Origin of the sequence: Burkholderia sp. BKH01 (assembly GCF_025685725.1) — a bacterium.
Taxonomy (GTDB): Bacteria; Pseudomonadota; Gammaproteobacteria; order Burkholderiales; family Burkholderiaceae; genus Burkholderia; species Burkholderia pyrrocinia_C.
The window spans coordinates 27,299-49,794 of sequence record NZ_JAOTQT010000016.1 but is presented as its reverse complement, the minus strand read 5'-3'; the positions used below and the strand labels follow the sequence as shown (position 1 = coordinate 49,794).

The following is a 22,496-nucleotide window of genomic DNA, read 5'->3' as shown; positions in this document are numbered from 1 at the left end:
GAATCGGTCAGTTCCTCTTCGGGCGTCCGCGATATTCCGCAGGCGGCGACTTTGCCTCCTTTGCGGCCGATGTATTGTCGGTCGACTTGAACAGAGAGGCATCGATCTCAAAGACGCTGACTGGTCTGAGGCATAATGATCCACATTGAGCGAAGCGGCTGGGAATTGATTTACTTGAAAACTTTTTGGTCGACATCGTAACCCCTAATAGGTGAGCATTATGCCTTTGCCGGATGTGGCAGGAGCACTCAAGTCATTTCAACAAGCCCTTGCTGCAAATGCGATAACAGTGCAGTGCGGCGACCTTGACCGAAGCTTGCTGGTCCACATGGATCGGCCCAACGGCGAAACTAGGCTGAGCTATGCCCAAATGGCTGGGCGTTCCGTTGTGGCTCTCGTGCAGTTCATTCCATGTGACCCGGTCGAGGGCGAGCCTTGTTTCAGCGTGGGTTGGGCGGTCGCCGAGGCTTATCGGGGGCAGGGGAAGGCCCGTGGGGCTGTTGTTGCCGCCATCAAGGAGATGTGGAACGGCTTCAGCCGAGCAGGAATGACGGCCTTCTGGATTGAGGCCATCGTTGGTGAGGACAATGTTGCCTCGCAACGGCTGGCTGAGAAGGTGTTGTCTGAGCCGATTAAGAAAGGGGCGGATAGCTACAGCGGAGACCCCATCATTCAGTACCTGCGTCGGATCGATGCTCAATCCGAGTTGTGAAATGAGCGAATTGAAATTGAGACCTAGGGCATTCGTCGTCGGCCTCATCCAGCCCGGCGATATTGTCCTGACGACCACGCTCGAGCCAATGAGCCAAACGATCCGTAGGGTCACCGGTGCGGACATCTCTCATGCCATGATTTGTGTGGGTAAGTCGAGTGTGATCGACTCCACTGGCGACGGTGTTCACGCACGCAATCTTGAGCGACTTATTCTTGATCCAGGCTGCGCTGGTCATGTACTTCGACCGGTGAAGCCGCTGACGACTGACCAATTGCACTCCGTCATTTCTTTCGCCAGAGCAGCGGTTGGTACCCGATACTCCATGACCGGCGCCGCCAAGAGCGTGTTAGCAGGTTTCGCCGCTGGCCGGAGACAGTACTGTTCGCGGTTGGTCGCGCAGGCCTATCGCAATGCCGGCGTGGACCTCGTGTCGGATGCTGATTTTTGTCATCCCGGGGAGTTCCTAAAGAGCTCTACGCTTGTTGAAGTGTCTAATGTGCTCAGAAATCTCAGCGCGGAAGAAGAGGCTGACTGGCTTGACGATATTGACAACGTGCAGGCCATGCGCGATTCAACCAACGCCTTGCTTCGGGAGGCCCGCAAGTTATCCTCTGAGATTGAGTCACTCAACGACATTGATGCCTACCTGATAGAGCATCCGGAGTGCGACGCTTTCCTAGTGCAAGCCCTGCGATCTTCTAGGTACCTGGAACTGTGGCGCGATGAGTTTGAAAGGAATGCCTGGCAGTACCACGTCGCCTTGATGGAGAGGCACACTGGCTCAGCGGAACGCAAGCAGAGGTACTGCGAAGAGCTGCTGGCAGACGAGGAGTTGTGTCAAAACCGTTTTGTCCTGAACCACGCGGGCTACGTGACTGTGAACACGTTGCACCCTCGCCAATACTTTGCGCTGAAGGTAGAGCTGTACGATATCCTGACGCAGTTTCATGCTCGGCGCATTAGAGCGGCAACTCAGTGGCTCGAGCGTAAGGGACTGCGCGAGCCCGCACCTCCCAGGTTGCTCCGTCCGCACACACCTGAGTGGTTTGCTTCGTTGCGCGAATGGAATCCCAAGCAGGCCGCAATGACGGAAGCGGCCATTAGAGCAACGGGAAGTATGGATGTATGCAGTGTCTGTGCGGATGATCCAGCCTGCGATTATGTCTTCGTGAGTATTCCGGCGGCTGGGCCGGGAACGCTTCGACTCTGCGACGACTGTTTTCACATCCGTTCGATCGACGAACCAATGAAGCCTTTCTAACCGCGCAGTCCATCGTCATCAACGGCAGTCTGGCTGACTGATGCTGTATTCCGCTTCAGCGTCGTGTGATTATGGTTGGGACGTCACACGGCTTTGAGTCGGACTGAGGGCTGGTTGTAGTCGACAGACGGGCAATGAAATCGCCTGCTTTAAGTCATCATCGCATTGCGGCCATGAGAAATTTGACTACTCTGTCTTGATCCAATCGAAAACCCCTGCAGCAAGCGGAGATGCGTGTATGGAAATATATAACTACGAGAAGTGCCTTCAAGTTGCGACTAAAAACTTTAAGCGAGACTGGGATAAAATGGAAGTAAGCGGTCGGTAAAGGACGCCTATCTCCTCCATCTGCGTCACACTCGGTTAAGATCGACTTGCCATGAGCGGCGAGTTTGCTCAGCGGCAGATCCTCGCCTCTACCCAGCGGACTCTTCGCTCATGCCATCAACTGATTTCGAAGCACACCTCGTTTCCCTTGCGCGAGAGTCTTCATGGTTTTGGCCCGTACTGGTTGCAGTCCGGTCCCTGAATCTACCTTCCTGGTGCATCGGTGCTGGTGCCGTCCGGAACCTCGTCTGGGACTCTTTGCATGGGTTGGAATCATCATCAGCATTGCCTGACGTCGATGTCGCGTACTTCGATGGTGCCGATCTTTCTGCAGAGCGCGACGCAACGTTTCAGTCTCATCTAAGCAGGATGCACCCCCAATTGCCATGGGAGGTCACCAATCAAGCCGCCGTTCACACCTGGTTCGAGGCGGCTTTTGGTTACGCCGTGCCACCATTGAAGTCGCTAGAGGCCGCCGTCGCGTCGTGGCCGGAGTATGCAACCGCAGTCGGGTTGACTCTGCTTCCTGACGACACGATCAGGGTTCTTGCACCGTATGGGCTGGATGATTTATTTGCCATGGTGGTTCGTCGGAATCCCGAGCGAGTCAGTGTCGCGACGTATCGGCAGCGGTTAGAAGAGAAGCAGTATCGCAATCGCTGGCCTCGCGTGACCATCGTTCCGTGCTAAGAGCCTGTATGTTGCGCCCAACATCTCGGAAGCGACCTACTACAACTGGAAAGCGAAGTTCGGCGGGATGACGGTCTCCGAAGCACAGCGCCTGAAGGAACTGGAGCAGGAGAACAGCAAGCTCAAGCGCCTGTTGGCTGAATCTATGCTCGACAACGCCGCGTTGAAGGACCTGCTGGCTCGAAAGTAGCAAGCCCGCAGGCCAAGCGCGAAGCGGTCCGGATATTGATGACCGAACGCGCCATGGGTGTTACCCGGGCCTGCGGGCTGGTAGGGATTTCGCGCTCGCTGTTCTACTACGAATCACGCCGCCGAGTTGACGACGAAGCGCTGACTGGCCGGATGATGGCCATCACCGCGCAGAAGCGCCGATACGGCTATCGCCGGATTCACGTGCTGTTGCAGCGGGATGGCTGCTTCGCCAACAGGTGAAGTGTCTGACGGCGACTACCTTTATGCTGTACGAGTTGGTCGCGCTGTAGGTTGCTAACTATCGAACAAGCTTCTCCGATATGCGAATCTCATGGCGCGTATGAATCGAATTGCGAATCCTGAAGAGCTGGTTGGTAGCTAGCGGAGATCGGAGGATGCCACCTACGATTGCCGTGTAGGTGGGGAATCTGCGAGAGAGAAAAGCAGCGCCGCGTGCGTATGGACCTTAATCAACACGGCGCGCCGGGGCGGCTTATTTCTTTGGTTTGGACTTGTTCGATGCGGGACCCTTGCGCTGTGCTAGGTCAGATGCTGCGACCTCCTTTTCCTTCTTTGTCGACTTCGGATCACGCAAGATCTTGCCCGCGTCCGATGCGGCTTTCTTTCCCGTTGCCATGGTCACCTCTCGTTGTGGTGGAACCCCGAGTATCAGGGCAAAATAATCGTATTAACTTGCGTGGCAAACTTCAAGGGGTATATCTTCCACCTCGTCTAGGACCATTTGAAATGAGTAACGATGCTTCGTATTGGCAGAATTTTGCAGGCCCGGTTGCGGCAGCACTTATCACCTCTACGCTGACGTTGGGGGGGATAGGTTGGCAACTGAGTCGTCAGGAAGCGCATGCTGAGCGCGTGCGTTTTATCGATGGTGCACAGGCTACCGCGCAGGAGACAAGTCGATTGTTGAACGATGGCTACAATGAACTAGCCAAAATGACCATTGCCTCACACAACAAGGGCTGGAAGGAGTTTTCGGCGTCGTCTTGGGCAGACTATATGGCATTCCACCGGCGCTGGCGTGAACAACTGATCGTTGAACACTTCAAGCTGGTCCGATATTTCGGGAAGCATATGGCTGACGACCTGATTCACGTCGATGAGATTGATCTTCATCCGGTGAGCAACCTTTCATCTCCTAATCCATGTATGCCTTCTGGTGGAAAAGGTGATCTCGACATTGCCAAACTGGCGTATGTCACCGAGTGCACGACACGCATGGCAGCTGTCACGCAAGATGTTATCGATGACGGAATTACGCACAAGACCGACGATGGCATCATGAGTTCCATTCAAGAGCATAGCAGACAAGAGAACTTTGAATCTCAGCTCCTAGAGGACTACGAAAAATCGACTGTGCGGTACCTTCGGGTGCTTGACGACACGTTGACGCAGCTTGGCGATCCTCAGGTCACGGTAGTGACACGGGGCTCTGGGGCTTGATTCATTGAAATAATTTTGTCTGAAGAGAGATGCATGAGCTCCTGTAGCATGGCGTCCTTCGCAAAGGAGCAGCAAGGTATCCGACGCTGCCGTGGCACGCGGCTCTACACGGACGTGGCCCACATCGACTTGTCGAACGTAAATGCAAGTGGACGTGTGGGGCCCCATTCGCGTTTCGCAAGCCCTAGATCGATCGGTCCGAGGAAAAGTGCAAGGTTCCAACCACCGCGATGGACGGTACTCCTGTATGCAATTCCGTCCAGCGCTCCGGCTTTAAACGAATGATCACGCATGAACTCAGTAACAACCTGTGATGGCAGGTAGTCAATATGAACCTGCTCGTCCCGCGCGACCGGCTTCATGATGTCGTCGGCAAAGTTATGTAGGAATTTGAGCGTCAGGGCTGGTGCGCGTGCGGAATCGGAAAACACACCAGGCACGGGTGGTAGGCAGCGAAGATCTAGAATCCGTATCGAGCGCGCCGTGCGCCAGCGTCCTACCTTTGCTTGTTCCGTGCGAGTTTCTTTTAGAGCGGTCACCTGCGACGATGCGAGATATAGCATCGGGATACCGGCAGGATTCATGCGATTGCTTTGACGAGCGAGGTGGGCTGGAGGTGGCCCAAAATTTGATGCCCCGACGCGCTGCCCCTTCTGAAGATCTGGCCGAGCACGCCAAAATCCCAATCCGGGAGGAATCTCCGTTATCAAACCGAGGGCTTCACTCGCATGAGCGATGCTATTCAATAGTGATGCAGGGGTGAGCGAGTCTTGGTCGTCCCTACCACTGGCGTGAAAAAAGAACCTCCGTTCGTGCTTTACTGTCGAGCAAAACGATTCCCAACTGCTCCACAACGCATGGTCAAGGTCAAGTGCGCCGACATCGAAGTCGCACCAAGGTTCATCAGTCATGGCGCCCGCAATAGCCGAGTTCAGCCTGCCGCTATAGTCTCGAGGAAAATCCAACCCGACCTTGGCGAGCATGTCCCACGAATCCCAGTGCTCCCCTAAATATCCCCCTTCCGCTGAACAATATCCAAGTTGATCGACTGCTCTGCCATAGTAACGCCTAAGGCATTCCTCGATGCGATTCACAATTTTGTGGAACTCCCCTGTTGGGGAGTCAAATTTGTTGCAGACGCAGCAGCCACGGGGACCATCTTGGTTCCGAACCCAAGCACGCAAGTCATGATCAGAGAAGCAAGAGGAGCAAACGCGATCCAGGCTCATGGGTAGATTGATAAATGCGGAATGACTGATCGGAAGTTTTGCAGGGGCAGTACGCCGTCATCGTATCTCACGATGCCACGAGTACCTAGCTGACCTAGGCAATCGAGGACGTCGTGGGGGTAGAGACTTGCACAATCGCCCAATTACAGAGGCAACTGATTGACGCTGATAGGCTGTCTGTACGGGGACGGCTCAAAGGAGGAGCCGTCTCCGGGAGTGGCCATTCGCGACATGTACCCAAGTAGCCGCTTGCGGCTGGCACCTGCCGGTCGCGACTGGCGGAAACTGCCCCCGGAGCAGAGACTACATGTTTTCGGTGCGTCGACAGATTAAAATGAATTTCGGCATTTGTCTTCTCTGAAACGACAGAGGTTCTAAGCTCATGGTTAGCGAACGGGATTACCAGCGGACGGTGGAAGTCGGCCAGCGCAACCAGGAAGTTAAGGTTCTTATCCAGAACTGGTGCGGTCACGCGAGGATCGAAAAAAACGGCGGCACGGGGATGATTGAAGCCGCTACCGGCTTTCCGATCGGCCATCACTCAATGGCCTGTGACCACGCCCCTGCTGGCGGAATCGCAACGTGGTATCTCGAGGAGGCGGCGCTTGCGTTCTACGATCGAAACTGCGTAAGTTGCACCGTTAGGCAACCATTGCGTTTCCCCAATCTTGTGGAACTCGTGGGCCGCCGAGATCAGATGGTGGCTGCCATGGCGGCCGATCAAGAGCGGCAAGAAAGAAAGCTGCGCAATGAATTCGATGCCCGCCAGAAAGTGCGCGTTGCACTTCAGACTAATGCGGCAGTACCCGTTGTTTCCTTGATTGAAGATCTGCAGGCACTGGATCAAACTCGTACGGAGTCAGCGTCCGAGAAGATCATTGCGACGGCTCGTCTCGCGCCCGAGGTGTTTGCCGACGACGTCGTCGACTACCTCTTCCATCTGATTGAATCGAACGAGTCGTGGGCGATCGAAACGGCACTGAGCTGTCTCCAGATAGTATCCCAGGACCACAAGCGGCTCGTTGCTTGCGCGATGCAATGTCTTTCGAGGGAGCGCAATATCGCGATTGCTGCACAAGTCTTGCTGGCACACCTTGATTTGGTTGATGCTTCCCAAGTGGAAGCGGCCGTTAAGAGCTTGTGCTTGCTGGCTGCGCCGCCACGTCACGACTTCGATTTTTCCGAACCCGAGAAACGCCCCGAGGCGCTGCAAGCTTTAGCGTCTAGATTTCCCGCAGCTGTGGAAAAGGCGCTAGATGGTCTGGTTGCTAGTCACTCGGGTTTTATGGTTCAGGTCGCGGCGAGAGCGATTCCGCTCGCATATGGTTGCAATGCCTATCCATTAAGTTTGGTTCGCAGCCTTGCTGCAAAACTCGCTCGAGTCGATTCTTTGATCGATATCGACTCAGACTCGGAAATGCGCGAAGTCGTGCACGCGCTGGAGCGCGCGCTTGTCTATGCCATGCTGGCAGACGATCAACAGGTCGACGCATTGCTCGTAAACTACTATCAAGGAGCTTCTTCTGCCGGAGAAGAGCGGATCGCCGGCGTTTACTCCACGTTGTTGAGATTGCCGGGCAATCGCTTTGAATCTGTCGATGTGATTCCCGATCTCAGGCCTTACGGGATAGCGCTACGCCGCCTCTTGACGTGGGTTACAACGACGCAGAATTCCGATGTGTTGCAGGAGACTCACGAAGCCTTGCGACACTTTCCGGAGCAGCTAACTCAGGTCGCATGCGATCAAATGGAACTCCTGCTGGGGACGGCTGCGTTGTTGGATCAGGCGCTCGCGGACGTCACCAATTCTCCGGTGCAGGTGTCTTCTGGCGAAGCGAGCGCTTTCCTCGCGCAGATGGACCGCCGCAACAGACGACAGCAATTGGCTTGTCTGCGTTCGGCCATTCTGGAATGGGCGAGTAGCGCGGCGGCCGAAAGTACAGTTGTCGCGGCGAAATTCATCGGCTTTATCGCTAGTGACGTACAGTGGCCGGAGCAGTTCCGTAGCGCACTCATACGGGCCTTGCCGCCGTTGATGCATACAGCGGCATCGACGAATGCTGTGCTCCCGTTCCTGTATGGCGCAATGGTCGGGGAGTCTGCGTTGGTGAGAATGGCAGCCGCGCAGACATTGCGGGAGCTACGTCACTTGAGCATGACCGACCTTCCGTCCCTTGTGCACGATGCATTTTTGTTGCTGTTGTCCGACCCGATCATCGGTGTTCATCAGTCTGCCGCTGAGGCACTTGAGCGCATTTCCTTTCCAGAGGAATACGAAGATCGAATTACCGAGCAGGTCATGGCGATTTTCATGGCGTATGCTCAGGGTGACCGCGAACATGATTCGTTTCTTGTGACTTGTATCGAGCTCCTAGTCGGCCGCTTGCATGAGAAGCCACGCTTCGCTGGGGTATGGGGACCCGTCTTTGTTGCAACCTTGATGAAGGTCGACGTAGCGATCGTGCTACGACGCGGTCACTCGTGGATGTTGACGCGACTAGTACCGATAAAGGGCTTTCCTGATCTCCTTCTCAAGCTCTTGCGGTCGGAGGAGCGTTACGACACCTATGACGATCAATTGGTTTCGTTACTGCGTGAACTGCCCAAAGACCATTTGCTCGGCATGCAGGCGGCCCTAGTAACCTTGTGCGAGCAGCGCTCCGACGATTGGGTATTGGCCGCGGCCTGTATCGAGGTTTTTAGCGTAGTCGGTGCTTGGGATATTGCCGCGAAGATTGCAGGCCACTCCCATGACATATTGCCTGATTCAACGCGGATGCTGATACGTAAACAATACGCGCAGTTATCGATGCTTGGGATCGAGTTCGAGCGACACCTTGCGACAGGAAACCATGCAGATGCTCTCGAATGCGCTAGCCAATGGCGGCAGACGTTTGAGGGCGTGAAGCGCAACAGAGGCGAAGAATGAGGCCAAATTTGACCCGCCCCGACGTGCGTTCGCCACGCTTGAACGCGGCGGAAGCGTTGCTGCGGTTCCCAGAGAATGCAAAGACGGAAGATTTGAGTGCACTGGCCGGCGAGCTAGACTCGATTTCGGCGTCTTTTGCCAATCCAGCCGCTGCTGTCGCATACGCGGCGTTTGCGGGGTTGTTGCGCATTTCGGCAAGCATAGTCCAATGGCACGATGCTGTTTTGACGGCGCTACCAGACGCTGACCGCTTCTTACGAAGCGCGAAGGCACGCTACCCACTTTGGCTGAAGGAATATGAGAGCCAGGTGGCGGCTGCTAGTCTGGTCCAAGCCAGCAAAGCGCTGCTTGACGTATCTAGTTTGGATGATGCCGTGAAGCTTCTCAACGCAGTCGGTGCTATACCTCTGCCGCTAGGCATGTTTGCCCAAGACATCCGCTTTACAGGGAAGATGCGCGACCCGCACTTCGATAAGCGGCCGGAGGCCGAGCCGCTCACGGTAGCATTTCTGAAGTTTCAGATTGACTTGATCGACGCGCAGCACACCCATCAGCTTACGCCTGGAGAAGTTCACGATCTGGAGTTGGAAGTCCGCGTCACGCGGTGGCCAGAGGAGCATAGTGAACTGCAACTTACACCGGTTTCTGTGGAGCCCGCCTCAACGTACGAATTCCCAAGTTTTCGTTTTTCCCGTCCGCCGGGTGATCCGCCATACGTCTTACGTCAGCGAGGTCGCGCCATTTTGAAGGTGTCGCAAGGTCTCCATGCGAGGCCGTTCGAATTCAAGTACGCAGCGGAGTTTTTGCCACCGAAGTCGGAGCAGCCGGTTGCGATTGTGGGACACCGTACGCTGCTTATTGATGGCACAGATCCGTCGCGTTCCATGTGCGGATACCCTGCAATGGACCGGCGTCTCGTCGAGTTTCGCGAAGCGTTACGTAGAGTGCCGGGCATTGCGCAGCCGGAGTTGCTTGACCTGCTAACTATCCTCGCGGCGCTGTTCAATCTTGCCGGCAGTGCGGTTCAAGACGCGCTGTTCCCCGGCATGCGGTCTGAGGCTGAGTTCCAACAGGATGTTCGTGCCGCATTGCGACGCAGCGCATCCATTGGGATCGAACTGGACGAACATGCCAACGCAGCGGGTGGTGCCACTGATTTGTCGTTCCGCGGAATCCCTATCGAGTTGAAGGTTGAGAGATCGGCGCTTTTCGCTCTAGAGGATGGCCGACGCTTTACTAGTCAGACAGCATCCTATGCAGTGGCGAAGGGAAAAAAGACTGCGGTGCTCTGTGTGCTGGATTGCAGCCCAAAGAACGGGCCGCCACGTGACCCTGCGCAGTTGGTGGACCTTCAATCTGTGGAAAATGGTGTTCAGGTCTGCGTACTGATCATCCAGGGAAATTTGCAGAAACCGAGCGCGCTCTCACGCGGTCCGAGGTGCCAATAATATGCAAAGTCAGAAAGCACTCGAGGATACCGTTCACGGCGCTGGGGTCCGAAATACACAATTTCTGGGCGGACGCTCAGTCGGGTCGGCACGAAAAACAAATGCCCGCTCAACAAGCGGGCATTTGAAGAGGTGGGGCAGGCAGCATACCGCGGAACGACGTCCAGCCCAGTATGCCCCGCTCCCTGTTTGCTGCTGCTGAACCTAGGTCAGCTATGGCATTAGAGTAGTCGCTATTTTTCAGGACCGCAACGCAGGCGTTTCATCTCATCCGGCCGCGCCTGCGTCGAGCGAAACGACGTAGCGAAGTACGTCGTCCACGCGTCCTTCCGACACTAACTCTTCAGCCGTTTTGTAGTCGAAGGTCGGCAACGGCTCATTGCGATACCAGAAGAGCGTGCTTTGTATGTCCCCAGAAATATCGTTTGCAGCGCGGATGATCCGGATCGCTTCCCGAAGATACTTTTGCACACTTTCGGAGCCAGCCAAACGGCCCACCGTATTGCGGTGCACATGGGCCAGCCTTGCGAGTGTTTGCATATCGATATGCAGGGCGGCCGCGAAGCGTCGCGCCGAGACGATCGGCGCGACGCTTTCCGAGTCCCTCAAAGATGCCATGAACTGGTCGAAATCGAGGGGTGGCGTTGAATTTTCGGCTAGATCGTGGTTCATAACGGATTACCGGAAGCACACTATCTGCACATTTATAGCACAAAGGTTACCGACTGCACCGGTCGCCGAAACCCTTAACCATGGCGCTTTGGGTCGCCGAGGTCGGTCGAGATACCTTCGCAGGGCCGCGACATTCCCAAGGACGACTATTCTGAGAATCCCCGGGGCCACGGACATCTTTTCTGAGACGAGAGGCATGTAGATTTCTCAAAAAAGATGTCCAAGTCCTTGATCTGTCTAGGGGCCCAAAGACACCTTTTCTGAGAGCCCACATTTTTGTTGGTTCTCGGAAAAGATGTCCGCAGTCTCGATATGTTGTCTTCGAATAAAAGACTACATCCCCTGAATACAGGATGTGACCTGCATCGATCTGTAACAAGTAGTCGGAGAATATCTGTCTGCGGGGACTTCTAGCACAATGTTCGATCGACAACGCCGCGTCGTTCGACGCGTAGTTGGCGGACTCTCTCCTACAATAAGACTCGTACGGATGTCCGAGCCGGATCGGATAGGTGCGCGACGGCCGCGCTTGTTGAGGCTCGCTGCCGTATTCCGCCGCCAAACATCTGTGGAAGGAGGACAACATGACGCGACTCATCGCTCTGTTTCTGATCGCTGGTACCGCTCTCCTCGCGGGCTGCAACACAGTTGCGGGTGCGGGCGAAGACATTTCGAAGGGCGGTCAGGCCATCCATAACACGGCTGAACAAGCCAAATAGCCGACGCGGGCGCTACGGGTGAACCGTCCAACATGGTCCACTGCGTCGTCTGACTCGGGATCGAAATCCGATTCCATCACTCGTCGCGATGAACTGAATTCATCGGATGACATCGGCAAGCGGACGCGACGTTCGGGTGGCGACACTGCTGGAACCGGGGGTTTTCGTGCAACGAACGATCGAATATCGCGGATTCGAGATTCACGTCGATTTGCAGTCCACATCAAAGGACATGTTTGACGTCTGGTTTCGAATTGAAGGGCCAATCAAACTTCCCGGCGTAGCAGCGCTGGGTGAACGTATCAAGATACGAGGCGGCCCGTTTTCTCGTCGTTGGGCGTATTTGGTCGCGGAGATCGCCGGCCAAGCCGCTATCGATGTGATTCATGGTCCCGCTGAGTAGGCTCAGACCTCGGGGTGCTCTTTGCTGTTTATGGCCTTGGTACGGAACCGCGCGCGGAATGCCATTGACGCTGCCATCAGTATCGCCCTTCGGTCCAACCAGGCTCGTCAGGTTCGACGTTCACCGCGTACTCGAATGAACCGGCAGCGCCGTGGGCCTGGCGGAACTTGCAGCAGCAACAATTGAACGCCTACCCTTCCGAACAAGGCCCCGCGCATGGCGCGATGTGGCCTTGGCGCAGGAGCTCGCTGGCTCGAGCGGCCCCCACCGCTTCGCTGAAACGGAAGCCTTGCGCACTCGTCGCCCGATTCGTCGCAGCCAGCAGCGCACGTTGTTGCTCGGTCTCCACGCCTTGGGCAATGACTCCGATCCCGATACTGTGCGCAAAGGTGACGATGGCACGGATCGTCGCCGCACTCTCGGGATCTCTGGTAGACCGGCGGATGAGGGATTGCGCGATCTTGAGATGGTTCACACGATAAGCCTTGACATAGTCAAACGACGCATACTCGCTACCGAAATCATCGATGGCAATCTTCGCGCCGAGCTCATGTAGCTGTGGGAGTATGTCGCTTTGTGCCCACGACAGCCTGGCGAGAGTCGCCTCAGTCACGTCGAATTCCAAATCGGAGAGGGGGAGACGCCACTTCGCGACGGCTTCAGTAACATCGTGGACAAACATTTGAGCACTCCTGAGCTCGAACAGAGACAGATTGATCGCGATCATCAGCGGGGCCACCCCCTCGTCGCGCCATGCTCTCATTTGCCGGCACGCCTGATCTAGCACCCAGTGCCCAAGCGCTGCCATGGTGCCGTCCCTCTCGGCGATCGGAATAAACACACCGGGGGCAATGAGACCCCGCGTCGGGTGATGCCAGCGAACCAGCCCTTCCATCCCTAGAATGTTTCCGGAGGACAACTCGACCTCGGGTTGGTACTGGAGTTCCAGCTCGCCGCGATCAATCGCTCCTCTCAAGTCGTCGGCGAGTGCGACACGTTCGCGTACTTCCTGGTCGAGTTCGTCAGAATGAAAGTGGTACTGGTTGCCGCCCTGATGCTTCGCGCGGTGGAGCGCCAAATCGGTCTGCGTCAGCATCGCGTCTGCTCCGCTGTCGCCCTGAACGTACGCACGGACGCCAATGCTCACCGAGATACGCACATCGTTGCCATCAAGCAGATAGGGACCCGCCAGCGCCGCCTGGAGCTTCGCAGCCAGTGCCCCGGCGTCCGCCGGCTCGACCATCTCGCCCTGCAGCACGGCAAACGCATCGTCGCCCAACCGTGCAACCAAGTCGCTTTCGTGAACGCAATTCCTGAGACGCTCTGCCACCTCCCGAAGCAACAGGTCGCCGATCGGGTAACCCAGTCTGTCATTGACCAGCTTGAAGTGGTCGAGAGCGACAAAGAAGATCGCAAACGGCATGGTGCCATGTTGGGCTGCAGCGAAAGCCTGGTGCACCCGCGCGAGGAAGCCGGCCCGATTCGCCAATCCCGTGAGCGCATCGGTGTGAGCGAGCCGCGCGATCTTTTCCTCCGCTGCCTTGCGCTCGGCAATGTCGATGATGATCCCTTCAACTTCGATTAGCCGTCCATCCTTGTCGCGGACCGGAACATAGCGATTCTCGACACAACGGTAAGCGCCGTCGCCAGTGCGCAAGCGGAACTCGATCGAAACGCCTTCGGTGTCCTTGTCCAGTACTCGCGCCAGCGCCGCATCGACTTTGGCCTGGTCGTCCGGAGCGACAAGCTCGTTGGCCCAGACTGGCGAAGCGAGCAAGGTAGCGCGGTCGTGGCCGAACCTGGTGATGTCATGCGATATGTAGATGAGCGGAAACGACGGCACGCCGCGCAGACGGTAAAGGATGACCGGACTGTTCTGGACGATGATGTTGGCTTCAGCAAGCGCATTGATTCTTTCCTCGACGACCTCTTCCAGGTCGCTCGTCTTGAAGGCCGCCTCTTTCGTCATCTGCCACTTCGTGGTCAGCACGCTGGCCGTCTGACGGACCTCGATGTTGTTCAATGGCTTCTTGAGAATGAGCAGCCGGTCATCTCCGCCCAGGCGCCTGGCCAGGGCGCCCCAAGGGGGATCAGAATGCGGGCTGCATAGGGCAAACTGCAACTTCGGGTCCACTTGCCAGAGTCGCTCGATGGTCTGAAGGCAGTCCCAACCGTGCAGCATGTGCGTGTCGACAAAGGCCATCGCATAGGGTTTGTTCTCCGCCAGCGCACGCACGACCCGCTCCAGCGCTTCCCGGCCCTGATAGGCGGAATCGATCTGAAACGCCGCGCGACCGGCTGGAACCTCGCGGAAAAAGGACGCCTGGGTTGCGGCCGGCGCAGTTTCGCCGTCCAGTGGGCGGGCGAGAATCTTGCGGAAATTCTGGTGCGCCGCAACGTTGTCGTTGATCACGAGCACGCGCCGATTGACCGGATCGCTCTGCGCGCTCACGCAGGGCCCTTGACGGTGCCAGTGGTGGGGCCAGGGCAACGATCCCGCCTTTGCAGGCGTCGTCGCACCGTGTCTGCCGGAGCGCACGCCCCTGGGCAGCCAGTGCGGTTCCATGTAAGCCCCGGCATGAGGCCAAGACCGCGCCTCCCCCTGTCCGTGGTGAAGCCTAGATTGAAAACGCATGCCAGGTTCTCCCCGCAATCCCGCTAACGGTTGCAGCTGAATCGAACCGATCTCAAGTGTTGCGCCGACAAAAAGTGCGCCGAACACGCGTATAGGGACGCTTCGATCCCGCCTAGCGCGATCGCATTCGTATCGCGCCGATCGGCGGCGTGGGGTCGGTCGAAGCCTCCACGGTGACGGGTCGGTCCGCAGATACACGATTGCTTAGGACAGTTGGACGATTCCGGCCGCTCCACGCTTGCAGCGATTTTGGTTCAATGCGTCAACGTCGATTCACCGCGCTACCCTGTATGTCGGGCCGCGCATGCGTTGGGTCAAACTCAGCCCCAAAGATTGGCCCAATTTCGTCAGACGATGAAAGTATAGTCGCGTGCATCCATCTAACAAACTTCAGTGACTGGGAATCTCATTCGCGCTTGACGGCGAATCGAGGGTCGGACGCGGTATGGTCCGGTTTCGGGGTAGTTGCGCCCACTCGGATTCGCCATAAGCCGACATTCGAAGTCGTTAGCTTCGTCGACTACCTGAACGGCGGTTTTGGAGCAGCCCCAATTATCCGGGTCACTTCCAATATCCCCGTGCTGCTTCGTGCAATCCCAGTCTCCGTCGAGGGCTACGATAACCATTGGGCGAGGGGGGAGCAATGAACCTGGACGGATTCAAGCCATATCGCGGCTACTTCTACCGAGTCTCTGCAAATTTCAGCGAGGATGGCCAGTGGCGCGGCACGATTGATGTTCTTCGGCGTCATTGGAGCGGCACCACCGAAACCGTGATTTCGGAGATGAACGTGCCTGGCACGTTCATCTCCGAGGACTTGGCGCTCGACGCTTCTGACGCCTACTGTCACATGCTCATCGACGAAGGAAATTTCGGGGATAAGTAGTCTCAAGATACCCTCGTTGTTGATGTTCACTCGAAACTGCCCCCTACTTTTTTCATCTAGAACTGCCCCTTCAAACATCAGAAACGCTAGTTTGGTGGCGAGCCAATCGCTCAGATTGCCCACCGCGCTTTCGGCAACCCCGCCTATGAGTGTCCGATCTCGCGTCGAGCAAGGCAGACGCCGGGCAACATCGGGAGCTAAAAGGTTATTCCGCGCAGCAAGAGCGTCGCGGCCAGCGCCGCTTCGACAGACACGCCGATCAAACTCAGCATGCCCACGGATGCGCCTTCGAAAGTTTCCAGGCCAATCGGAATCGGGCCAATCGTTGTGACCATCGACGCAATCGCGAAGCTGACGAAATCCACCCAGAGTTCCGGCACTTCACCGAGCGCATTGAACGCAAGCCAAAGCGTCAGTGCATCGCGCGTGAATATCGCAAGTTGGAGGCCCGCCGTCTGCATCAGTAAGCGAGGGTTACGCAGGAGATCCGTCGGCGCATCGATCAGCTCCCTAGGAGATCTGTCGCGCCAAGCCATTTGCTGACCCACGCAATCGGCGGGCGCTCGCCCCATCTGCTCAGACCAAGGATGGTAGTCGGGATTGCTACCGTGACGACCGCGAATATCGTGACGCCGATCAGTAACGGGATGTTGATGCGATGGTGCGCCCAAAGAATACTGGCGCTGGTGAGCACGACGATCAGATAGGCGGCGTCGTACGAGAGCAAGCCGATCACCATCGCTGCCATGGCAATCTCGGCGGGAATGTGTCGCCGAATCAGTCCGCGCACGACCAGCAGCGTGCCGCTAACGCCGTCACTTGGCAGCACCTGATCGGTGAAAACTTTCGCGATACCAAGAGTCGCGATACCAAGAGGAACGAGGGTCCGCAGTGGCAGCGAGCGCCTGGCGCGTGCTACCTGGCGCGAACGGGGACGCTGTGCGTCGTCGACGGTGCGGCCAGACAATTCGGGCGGCGCCGTTGTTTTTCCGAGGGACAGTCGGAACCGCACCGGCGCTTGATAAAAGTCAACGCTGCGGATTCCGAAGCTTCGAAGATGAAGGCATGGCTTTGTTCGCCATGTTCGATGGTTTCGTGTGGCGATCAGCGTGGGCAGGTGCATGATCCGACCTGCCGTCCCGCGGGCCGCCGCGGTATCCGGCACGCGGTGCCGGGTAGCGTGGCCGAACGGTTCCTGCTCGTGGCCGACTGCCCGGTGCTGATGATTTCTGCCTCCCGGGCTACCGATGCGGATGCCTGAAACGTCGCACTCGTCATCCCTTTCAAGGAGAGTGGCATGTTTCCCAACGTGTTTCGCCAGTGTTTTGCCAACGTCGCAATCTTCGCGTCGCAAGTCGGGCTCATCGCAACGGTGCACGCCATGCTGGTCGACGACGGCTCGGCGCTTTATGTTGGTATGCTGTCCTGTTGTTCGGGCGTCGCGGGATTGATCGCGATGCGGCGGCGAACGATCCCGCGAACCGCGCGGGTCTGGCACGATCGCCTGTAACAGGATGCCTGATGGCAACCCGGTTCTGCGTGTCGCCGAAGCTTCAGTTGTCCGACCCGCGCACCGAGCGGTCGATGTGCGGGTGTTGCCGGTCAATTTCCGCGCCGCACTGCCGGCCGGCTGGATGGTCGGTGCCGATTTCACGAGACCGGCGCCGGTTGGCGGACAGCGTGCGGCGATGTCCGTCGCTTGACTCACATCAACGAGGCAGGGCCGTCGCCGCGGAAGATGGATGCCCGAAATCGGGTATTGCGAGCGCACCACACTGATGAACCGGCTTTCGCCGTCAATCGGCGCGATCAACAGGAGCGGAACATGGGAATCGGGATGCGGATCGCGTACTTCGGCTTCGCCGGGGCGGCTCAGTTGGAGGCGGAAGCGAGCATCCAGCTGATGCGCCTCGAGCCGTTCTGTACGCAACTGGCCGGCTGCAATCTCGCGATCGAGGCCATGGGCGCGTCGACCCGCGAGCCGATGTATGACGTACGACTCGATCTGATCACACGCAAGGGGGAATTCTGTCCCGTTCCGCATACGACGGGCGTGGATCCCATGGGCGCGCTGGAGCGGGCATTCGACATTGCCGAGCGGCAACTCGCCCGGTCCGTGGCCGCTGAAACCTACGCGAACCCTCGCTGACACGTCCCGCGCGTCGGGCGCGATTCGCCATGGCCCGATGCGCCGGCCCGCGGCGGTTCACAACGGTTCGCCGCGCGTGTGTCGATCCGCCGCGGCGACGGAGCCGGCGCGGTCGGCAGCCCTGGTCCGGCTAGCTTTCTTCGTCGCCCGTGAATACCTCGTGTTCCGGCATCTCCGCCGTCTCGTCGACCCACTGCACCCGCCATGCGCCATGCGCCATGCGCCAGGCACTGGCGCATGGCGGGCGTCGTGCAGACAGCGCGCGCAGCCAGCCTGACCTTCGAACGGCCCGGGCGGTGCGTCGAGATCGAAATCGTCGAGCCGGCATAGGGTGCCCGCGTTGTCCGGCCCCGTCATCAGGGTGGCGCTGCCTTTGTGGACGAGTGTCCCCCACGCGGGCAGGTCCATCCTCGCATGACCTTCGCGCGACCACCGTCGTATGGCTGTGTCGATCCAGAGAATGGCATAGGCCGAAGGGTTGTCGCAGGCGAAAGTATCGAGATGCAGTGTGATCCGCACGATGGGCTCCGAATCGACGAAGGAGGTTGGCCGCCGGCACGGGCGGTCGAGGCTTTTACTGGCTCATGATTCAGCGAATCAGCGTATGCGCGTCCTCGGAGGACAGCGAGCCGCCACGCTCGGCGGGCAGAGGCATAGCGGTGTCGCCTCGGCGCGCGCGGCCGCCTGGTCTCAGCTTGTCCGCGAGGATGTCTTCGGCATGCGGCGTGTCCCGATACCGATCCGCGATCTCGTGAAACGACGGCGCGAGGAACGACATGTCGATGGTGTGGCAGAACATGCAATGCTGCTGATCGACGAGCGTGGCGGGCTCCTGCACCTGGACGGACGCCGTCCCGCATGCGAGCCACGCGAGGGCGAGCAGCTATCACGCCATGCATTTCGTTGGATGCGGTCGTCGTCGCGCGCGGTGTTTGGCAAGTAGTCCGATCCAGTCCAAGCGTGGCTCCGAGCCGGCGATTGATGCAGGCCAAACGCCGGAACGCGCACCACCGGTCGGTTGAATCCGCGGCCGGGCCGCACATCAACGCGGGGCGCGTTGACTCATATCAAGCCGGTGGCGGCGCCGCGCGTTTCAATGGATTCGGCCAGGACTACCTTGGCCGAAGACCTTGTACTTGCGGGAGGGTGGTGATGAACCAGGATCGGTTGCTCACGTCGTTGGCGGCCTTGGCGCGCGACCTGTCGATTCCGGATGACGCGTTGCGGCGGATGCTCGACGACGAAATCGCGGCGCTGGCGAAAGGTGCCCGCGTGCATGATTACCTGCGGATCTTCGCGATCCGTCGCCTGAGCCGGCGCATGCGGTCGCTGCACGCTGCAGGCGGGCGTCCGGGGCGGCCGAAACCGGGGGGATAGGCGGTGCGCGCGAGGGTATTCGACGGAACCGGTTCGTGCCTGCGGGATACCTGGCACCGGACCCGAACCCGGCGGCTCGACGCTGCGCGGGCGGCCAGCGCTCAGACGCGGGCAAGCCCGGCCAGATCGATGATATGAATCTGCTTGCCGTGCGGGTCGATCAGGCCGTCGCGCTGGAATTTCGACAGCATCCGGCTGACCGTTTCGAGCTTGATCCCGAGATAGCAGCCGATCTCCTCGCGCGTCATGCGCAGGTTGAAATCCGCCGACGAATAGCCGCGCACCCTGAAGCGTTCGGACAGGTTCAGCAGGAACTCAGCGACTCGCTGTTCCGCCGACATCGTGCCAAGCAACAGCATCAGGCTCGACTCGCGCACGATCTCGCTGCTCATCATCTTGTGGAGATGGTGCTGCATCGACCTTACTTTGGCGCAAACCTTCTCCAGCTGGCCGAACGGGATGATGCAGACCGTGCTGTCCTCCAGCGCGATCGCATCGCCGTTGTGACGCCCGCTGCACACGCCGTCGAGACCGAGCGTTTCTCCGGCGATCTGGAATCCGGTCACTTGCTCCTGGCCGTCGCGATGCATGACGATCGTCTTGAACGAGCCGGTGCGAACCGAATAGAGGCTCTGGAACGTATCGTGCGCACGGAACAATGACTCGCCCCGCTTGACCGAGCGAGTCGTGCAGACTACCTCGTCGAGGACGGCCAGGTCGGCCGCGTCGAATTCCGCCGGCATGCACGCCGAACTGACCGAGCAGGTCGAACAGCGCGCGCCGGGGCGCTTCACCCGTTCGTCCCGATCGACGGGATGAAGCGCGATCGCCATCGCATGCGCGACGGCGGGGTAGGCATTTTCGCGGGCTTGGGCGGTCAGCATGATCTGCTCCTCGTCACTCGGTCGGGTGCGGCGCCACTGCATGGATGGTGCGTCATGCAGTGGCGCGGTCGAACTGGCCGAAAAATTCGTTCCTGGCCATTTGCAGGCCGTGCACAGCGCGGAACCTGGCGATTCAGTCAGCGCGACGGCGGCGATCCGGTACGCGGAACAGTGCTGCGCCATCGTCCGGCAACGCTGGCGACGGCATGATCGGCGCTCGGGCATCCATATAGAGCAGTATGGTTCGCGCGCGGCCGGACCGAAATCGGCAGGGATGGAAAGTCACGTAGGGTTTGGAGAACGGCTGTAGGAGGATGCTGACAACGGCTGCGGCCGGTGAAAACGCTCGTGGGCGGCGCCGGGGTGCTCCAGCAGCGGCACCACCTGATTCAAGTCAAGGACGCGCGCCGGTCGCGGTCGCTTGCCGATCCGCCCGGCGGGCGTCGCGCCCGCCGTCCTGCATGCCTTGTTCAGACATCGTGCAGCGTCGTGAATGTCCGGTACAGCACCCGTGGGTCGTGTTGTCTCATGTCGACCGCGGGCAGCCGTCGGTCGAGATCGAGCAGCGCCGCGACGGCCGTTTGCGCGCTGCGGATTGAGTATTCGACGGTAAACACGACGTCGTCCGGCAACTCGCAGAACTGTCCGACGAAAGCAAGATTGGCCGTGCCTTGCGGTACACCTGCTGCGGTCGCCGTCCCGGCGCGCCAGAAACTGGCTCGTGATGAACGGCATCATGCACGGGATGCAGGTGAACGACGCGAGGAGGGCCTCGGCCTGCTCGTCGAGTCGCAGATGTCCGAGCAATTCGGTCATGATCTCGCGCCCCGTGCAGGCCGCCATCGGCTTCTCGACGAAGTTGCCGGGCGCGTCGACAAACAGCCCGTATCCCCACAACACGCTGACGCCCTCGGGCTGGCTGAGGAAATGCGGCTGATGCGGCACGACGATCGACATCAGCCAGTTCGACTCCGCGAATGTGATCAGACCGGCTTCGCCGAGAACATTGCCGGTCAGGTCGCGAATCCGCTGGAGCATTCGCGAGCGCTCGCGCCACGATATCCGCGTTCCGGGCACGGCGATCGAGATGCGTCAACCGAGCCGGATGCGGCAGGCCATGCCGGTGCGTATCGCGCGCGGCTTGGCGCAGCTCAAGCAGATCCGCGGCGTTGTGCGCTGCAATTCGCGTGCGCGCGAGGTCCTGTAGAGCGGGTGCGGCGCCGGATGGGCTTGATGTGAGTCAAGGTGCTCGGTTGCCCGAGGGGCGAGATTGATTATGGGAGTGGCCGCGACGAAGCGCGGCCGCCACGACTGCGATCCGAGGAGAATCGATCATGGGAAACGACCTTCGAAGGGAGGCGGGAGCAGAAGAGTCGCAGCGCGTATTGAGTAGTGACGACGTCGGCCTTCGGCAGTATGTGCGACGCGTCTACAACTATATGGCCGGGGGCCTGGCGCTGACGGGCGCCATTGCCTACATCGGCGCGTCGACGGGGTTTTACCGCTCGATTGTCGGAACGCCCGTTTTCTGGGTCGTGCTGCTCGCACCGCTGGCGCTGGTCATGTTCCTGAGCTTCCGCATCGAGCACATCAGTTTCGGCGCGGCGCAGATCAGTTTCTGGGCCTACGCCGCGCTGGTCGGGCTCTCCCTTTCCGGCATCTTCCTCGTGTATACGGGCGAGAGCATTGCGCGCGTATTCTTCATCAGCGCAGCCACCTTCGGCGCGACGAGCCTCTATGGCTACTCGACACGGGCCGATCTCTCGCGCTTCGGCTCCTTTCTGTTCATGGGGCTGATCGGCATCATCATCGCAGGGGTCGTGAATCTCTTCCTGGCTTCCTCGGCGCTGCAGTTCGTCGTTTCAGTGATCGGCGTGCTCGTGTTCACGGGACTCACCGCATACGACACGCAACGCATCAAGCGCCTCTACATAGCGGGCGAAGAGGGCGAGATCGTCGGCAAGAAGGCGATCCTGGGAGCGCTTGCGCTCTATCTCGACTTTCTCAACCTCTTCCTGATGCTGATGCGGCTCCTCGGCAACCGCCGCAGCTAGGCGAACGGTTGCGGATCGGGACAGGGGGCCGTGCGGCAAGCCTCGGCGGGATCACCGCCGGAGCAAACAGGAGCCGGGATGAATCTGGCCCGGCCGCCCGACACCGGTCGCACATCACGTCGGTTTGGTTTGAACGTTGACGCCGCCCAACGCCTCGAGCGCGGCGAGTCGGGCATCCATCAGCTCTGCATGCAGCTTGATCGCCCGGATCAGAAATTGAACATCCGCGTTTTCGCTTTTCGAAGCAAGGTCATCAAATTCGGCCCACAGCTCCTTTATCCGTTCGGCATGCATGGCGACTCCTTTGGCGTGTGTGTGGATGACGTTGTACGGCAGGCTGGAACACCCTTGACGCCGTATGAACAGCATCGGCACGGGCCTGCCTTGCGTGCTGATCTGGATCAAGGGGACGCCACTTCGGGGTATCGCTCGATATTCGGCACCGGATTCGAAGGACCCTTGTCT

Annotated in this window: 23 protein-coding genes and 2 pseudogenes; 15 read left to right on the top strand and 10 right to left on the bottom strand. The window is 58.8% G+C overall.

Annotation, left to right across the window (positions count from 1 at the left end):
* Positions 1 to 220: 220 nt before the first annotated feature.
* From OEJ37_RS22230 to OEJ37_RS22205, 6 genes are all read left to right on the top strand, one after another.
* Complete coding sequence (locus OEJ37_RS22230; RefSeq protein ID WP_263345664.1) at positions 221 to 712, top strand: GNAT family N-acetyltransferase; 492 nt, start codon at positions 221 to 223, stop codon at positions 710 to 712.
* 1 nt (position 713) lies between these two features.
* Positions 714 to 1,976: a YiiX/YebB-like N1pC/P60 family cysteine hydrolase gene (locus tag OEJ37_RS22225; RefSeq protein WP_263345663.1), complete on the top strand. Its 1,263-nt coding sequence runs from the start codon at positions 714 to 716 to the stop codon at positions 1,974 to 1,976.
* 438 nt (positions 1,977 to 2,414) lie between these two features.
* Complete coding sequence (locus OEJ37_RS22220) at positions 2,415 to 2,993, top strand: nucleotidyltransferase family protein (RefSeq protein ID WP_263345661.1); 579 nt, start codon at positions 2,415 to 2,417, stop codon at positions 2,991 to 2,993.
* Positions 2,994 to 2,997: 4 nt separating this feature from the next.
* On the top strand, positions 2,998 to 3,183 hold the full coding sequence (locus OEJ37_RS22215; RefSeq protein WP_317891540.1) for a transposase: 186 nt from the start codon (positions 2,998 to 3,000) through the stop codon (positions 3,181 to 3,183).
* A 38-nt stretch (positions 3,184 to 3,221) separates the two neighbouring features.
* Complete coding sequence (locus OEJ37_RS22210) at positions 3,222 to 3,425, top strand: hypothetical protein (protein ID WP_263345660.1); 204 nt, start codon at positions 3,222 to 3,224, stop codon at positions 3,423 to 3,425.
* Between the two features lie 507 nt (positions 3,426 to 3,932).
* Complete coding sequence (locus OEJ37_RS22205) at positions 3,933 to 4,646, top strand: hypothetical protein (RefSeq protein ID WP_192719835.1); 714 nt, start codon at positions 3,933 to 3,935, stop codon at positions 4,644 to 4,646.
* 104 nt (positions 4,647 to 4,750) lie between these two features.
* Here OEJ37_RS22205 and OEJ37_RS22200 read toward each other — a convergent pair whose 3' ends face one another.
* Positions 4,751 to 5,875 carry a HEPN-associated N-terminal domain-containing protein gene (locus tag OEJ37_RS22200; RefSeq protein ID WP_263345658.1) on the bottom strand — a complete coding sequence of 375 codons (1,125 nt, stop codon included), beginning with the start codon at positions 5,873 to 5,875 and terminating at the stop codon, positions 4,751 to 4,753.
* A gap of 382 nt (positions 5,876 to 6,257) precedes the next feature.
* Between OEJ37_RS22200 and OEJ37_RS22195 the strand changes: the two genes are divergently transcribed.
* Both OEJ37_RS22195 and OEJ37_RS22190 read left to right on the top strand, forming a co-directional pair.
* On the top strand, positions 6,258 to 8,804 hold the full coding sequence (locus OEJ37_RS22195; RefSeq protein ID WP_263345656.1) for a hypothetical protein: 2,547 nt from the start codon (positions 6,258 to 6,260) through the stop codon (positions 8,802 to 8,804).
* Between the two features lie 8 nt (positions 8,805 to 8,812).
* A complete protein-coding gene (locus tag OEJ37_RS22190) occupies positions 8,813 to 10,252 on the top strand; it encodes a hypothetical protein (protein ID WP_263345654.1) in 1,440 nt (479 codons plus the stop codon).
* Between the two features lie 267 nt (positions 10,253 to 10,519).
* Here the strand turns inward: OEJ37_RS22190 and OEJ37_RS22185 are convergent, their stop codons facing one another.
* Positions 10,520 to 10,924, bottom strand: a complete 405-nt coding sequence (locus OEJ37_RS22185) for a DUF2384 domain-containing protein (protein WP_263345653.1) — start codon at positions 10,922 to 10,924, stop codon at positions 10,520 to 10,522.
* 584 nt (positions 10,925 to 11,508) lie between these two features.
* Between OEJ37_RS22185 and OEJ37_RS22180 the strand changes: the two genes are divergently transcribed.
* Positions 11,509 to 11,643 (top strand): entericidin A/B family lipoprotein, encoded by a 135-nt coding sequence (locus OEJ37_RS22180; protein ID WP_063500114.1) that lies wholly within the window; start codon positions 11,509 to 11,511, stop codon positions 11,641 to 11,643.
* 136 nt (positions 11,644 to 11,779) lie between these two features.
* Positions 11,780 to 12,046, top strand: a complete 267-nt coding sequence (locus OEJ37_RS22175; protein ID WP_411859280.1) for a hypothetical protein — start codon at positions 11,780 to 11,782, stop codon at positions 12,044 to 12,046.
* Between the two features lie 190 nt (positions 12,047 to 12,236).
* Here OEJ37_RS22175 and OEJ37_RS22170 read toward each other — a convergent pair whose 3' ends face one another.
* On the bottom strand, positions 12,237 to 14,498 hold the full coding sequence (locus tag OEJ37_RS22170) for a putative bifunctional diguanylate cyclase/phosphodiesterase (protein WP_263345649.1): 2,262 nt from the start codon (positions 14,496 to 14,498) through the stop codon (positions 12,237 to 12,239).
* Between the two features lie 826 nt (positions 14,499 to 15,324).
* On the opposite strand from OEJ37_RS22170, the gene OEJ37_RS22165 reads away from it, so the two are divergent.
* On the top strand, positions 15,325 to 15,567 hold the full coding sequence (locus OEJ37_RS22165; RefSeq protein WP_175942794.1) for a hypothetical protein: 243 nt from the start codon (positions 15,325 to 15,327) through the stop codon (positions 15,565 to 15,567).
* A gap of 197 nt (positions 15,568 to 15,764) precedes the next feature.
* On the opposite strand, the gene OEJ37_RS22160 is transcribed toward OEJ37_RS22165, so the two are convergent.
* Together OEJ37_RS22160 and OEJ37_RS22155 are read right to left on the bottom strand one after the other, a co-directional pair.
* Entirely contained in the window at positions 15,765 to 16,103 is a 339-nt protein-coding gene (locus OEJ37_RS22160) for a lysylphosphatidylglycerol synthase transmembrane domain-containing protein (protein WP_263345646.1), read from the bottom strand.
* Positions 16,070 to 16,690 carry a hypothetical protein gene (locus tag OEJ37_RS22155; protein ID WP_263345645.1) on the bottom strand — a complete coding sequence of 207 codons (621 nt, stop codon included), beginning with the start codon at positions 16,688 to 16,690 and terminating at the stop codon, positions 16,070 to 16,072. Before OEJ37_RS22155 ends, OEJ37_RS22160 begins: the two co-directional genes overlap by 34 nt.
* A 174-nt stretch (positions 16,691 to 16,864) precedes the next feature.
* Between OEJ37_RS22155 and OEJ37_RS22145 the strand changes: the two genes are divergently transcribed.
* Positions 16,865 to 17,077 carry a DUF2964 family protein gene (locus OEJ37_RS22145; protein WP_263345644.1) on the top strand — a complete coding sequence of 71 codons (213 nt, stop codon included), beginning with the start codon at positions 16,865 to 16,867 and terminating at the stop codon, positions 17,075 to 17,077.
* 327 nt (positions 17,078 to 17,404) lie between these two features.
* Positions 17,405 to 17,716: a hypothetical protein gene (locus OEJ37_RS22140; protein WP_263345807.1), complete on the top strand. Its 312-nt coding sequence runs from the start codon at positions 17,405 to 17,407 to the stop codon at positions 17,714 to 17,716.
* Between the two features lie 130 nt (positions 17,717 to 17,846).
* Here the strand turns inward: OEJ37_RS22140 and OEJ37_RS22135 are convergent.
* Together OEJ37_RS22135 and OEJ37_RS22130 are read right to left on the bottom strand one after the other, a co-directional pair.
* Positions 17,847 to 18,235 (bottom strand): annotated as a pseudogene (locus OEJ37_RS22135) (DUF3564 family protein).
* 70 nt (positions 18,236 to 18,305) lie between these two features.
* The gene (locus OEJ37_RS22130) at positions 18,306 to 18,599 is read right to left on the bottom strand and encodes a c-type cytochrome (RefSeq protein WP_263345804.1); all 294 of its coding nucleotides are present in this window, start codon (positions 18,597 to 18,599) and stop codon (positions 18,306 to 18,308) included.
* A 269-nt stretch (positions 18,600 to 18,868) separates the two neighbouring features.
* On the opposite strand from OEJ37_RS22130, the gene OEJ37_RS22125 reads away from it, so the two are divergent.
* Complete coding sequence (locus OEJ37_RS22125) at positions 18,869 to 19,093, top strand: DUF3562 domain-containing protein (RefSeq protein ID WP_263345642.1); 225 nt, start codon at positions 18,869 to 18,871, stop codon at positions 19,091 to 19,093.
* A 101-nt stretch (positions 19,094 to 19,194) separates the two neighbouring features.
* Here the strand turns inward: OEJ37_RS22125 and OEJ37_RS22120 are convergent, their stop codons facing one another.
* Positions 19,195 to 19,977 carry a helix-turn-helix domain-containing protein gene (locus tag OEJ37_RS22120; protein WP_175943144.1) on the bottom strand — a complete coding sequence of 261 codons (783 nt, stop codon included), beginning with the start codon at positions 19,975 to 19,977 and terminating at the stop codon, positions 19,195 to 19,197.
* 470 nt (positions 19,978 to 20,447) lie between these two features.
* Positions 20,448 to 21,015, bottom strand: a pseudogene (locus OEJ37_RS22115) (oleate hydratase).
* Positions 21,016 to 21,311: 296 nt separating this feature from the next.
* On the opposite strand from OEJ37_RS22115, the gene OEJ37_RS22110 reads away from it, so the two are divergent.
* Positions 21,312 to 22,031 (top strand): Bax inhibitor-1/YccA family protein, encoded by a 720-nt coding sequence (locus OEJ37_RS22110; protein ID WP_263345640.1) that lies wholly within the window; start codon positions 21,312 to 21,314, stop codon positions 22,029 to 22,031.
* A gap of 114 nt (positions 22,032 to 22,145) precedes the next feature.
* Here OEJ37_RS22110 and OEJ37_RS22105 read toward each other — a convergent pair whose 3' ends face one another.
* Positions 22,146 to 22,436, bottom strand: coding sequence for a hypothetical protein (locus OEJ37_RS22105; protein ID WP_263345638.1), 291 nt, complete (start codon positions 22,434 to 22,436; stop codon positions 22,146 to 22,148).
* Between the last annotated feature and the right edge of the window lie 60 nt (positions 22,437 to 22,496).